Annotated in this window: 2 protein-coding genes and 1 pseudogene; all 3 read right to left on the bottom strand. The window is 51.3% G+C overall.

The window, feature by feature from the left end:
• Positions 1-610: TIGR03756 family integrating conjugative element protein (locus tag EAE91_RS23355; RefSeq protein WP_244869014.1), on the bottom strand; the 610-nt coding region annotated here is incomplete at its 3' end.
• Between the two features lie 53 nt (positions 611-663).
• Positions 664-1,074 (bottom strand): TIGR03757 family integrating conjugative element protein, encoded by a 411-nt coding sequence (locus EAE91_RS23350; RefSeq protein WP_214090521.1) that lies wholly within the window; start codon positions 1,072-1,074, stop codon positions 664-666.
• Positions 1,071-1,684, bottom strand: a pseudogene (locus EAE91_RS23345) (conjugative transfer ATPase); the annotation flags it as partial. The gene EAE91_RS23350 and the pseudogene EAE91_RS23345, both read right to left, overlap by 4 nt.

Below are 1,684 nucleotides of genomic sequence, written 5' to 3'. Positions count from 1 at the left end.
ACCCGCTTCGCGGATAAATATTGCCCCACATATTGCCCCGAAACGAATCACCCAGCTCACGTTTACCAGGAATAAGCGCTTCGGGATAAAACGACTCTGGCACACCGGTCCGCCAAACCAGGCTGTCCAGCGTACTCAAAAAGTAAGGCATAAAAGGCGTGGCGGCACTTTTACACGCATACCCCGAAATTTTTCCGCCCATCATGGCAGTTGCCGGATGCCCAATCGCATCGGCATATTTAAAATGCAGATTGTTTTTCCGGTTGCCTGGGATTTTCAACTGATTGTTACCGCCCCCCACGGCTATCCCGGAAAGTGCTCTCGTTACGGCATTTTCCACGCTGTCAACAGTCTGGCTGACCAGAGACATTTCTCTCCAGGGATTACCGCCAGGCGCGTTATAGACGGAAACCACGGCCTGAGGAATAAAATGCGCAACTTTTATCGAGGTCTGCACTTTGCACCCCCAGGGAGAACACAGCAGCCAGTAACAAATACCTTTTATCCGCCAACTGATGCACGATACCGACGCGGCACTGGCCACAATCTGAGCCGTATTCACACTGGCAACGGCCACGGGCACCAGAACAACCGTTAGCATCAGGACCATACCGAACTTTTTCAGCCGGGAATGCCATGTTAATGACGATAAATCCGAAGATTTCATGGCTGGTTTTCCTGCTGATAGGTATCCCAAAGTAACCGGGCCTGTCTGATGTCTGTCGTACCGTACACAACATAATCATCATCAAAAACCACTGCTGGGAACTTCTTAAGGCCCAACGTCCAGGCATTCAGTAACCCCTGATAAGCCTGACTGATATGTCGCCCCTGTTGATGCCACGATGGAGACTGCAAAATCTGACGGAACTGTTTGACTGCCTGTTCAGGATCAGCCGATAACTGACCGAACAGTTGTGCTTGCAGCTGTTCGGCCCCATCAAGGTACACAACCCGGACACGTTGATCAGCATTGCGCGGCGGATGGCTTGTATCGGTATATATCACCGTGCTGGCAAACACCGATACCGGCATTAACAACAGCAAAAGCGTCCAGAATACCCTGATATTCATAGCCTACACTCCTGCATGGCTAAGAGATCTTCATCACGCACATTTGCCGCTTCCCCGGATATCAGACCACGGGTACGGTCCAGCCTGCGCGCCACAACAAAGGCGGCATCCAATTCACTGCAATGAAGCGCTTTCATAATCGCCCTGCGTTCTGCCTTTTCCTCTTTCTCCGTCATACCCAGCGCCAGATAGACACTGGGTGGCACCACCCGAAACAACGCTTCCACTTTTTTCGACAACACCACGCCTTCGGTGTAACAGCCCGGGAGTTTGCTGGCTGACAACAACACCGATTTTTGTTCTTCAGACAGCTTTTTAAAACGCGCTATCTGTTCGACTTCATCCGGCGGCATTGTCAGACACAACCACCATTCCGCCATATTCAGCATTTTCTCCGCACTATCCGGATAGTCCGCCAAATTCTGAGTAGCCAGCCACAACCAGGCGCCCAGTTTGCGCCACATCTTGACCACTTTGGTCATATAGGGCGACAACAGCGGATTAGTGGTCAGTATATGCGCCTCATCCACCACAAAATTAATTTCCCGGTCCTCAAACTGGTCACGCTCCGCCATATTGTTGATGGTATTGACCAGAGACACCATCGCCA

This window comes from Photorhabdus noenieputensis (assembly GCF_018448935.1).
In the GTDB taxonomy this organism is placed as follows: Bacteria; Pseudomonadota; Gammaproteobacteria; order Enterobacterales; family Enterobacteriaceae; genus Photorhabdus; species Photorhabdus noenieputensis.
The sequence above is the reverse complement of the archived record's forward strand: the minus strand, read 5'-3'. Positions and strand labels throughout refer to the sequence as shown.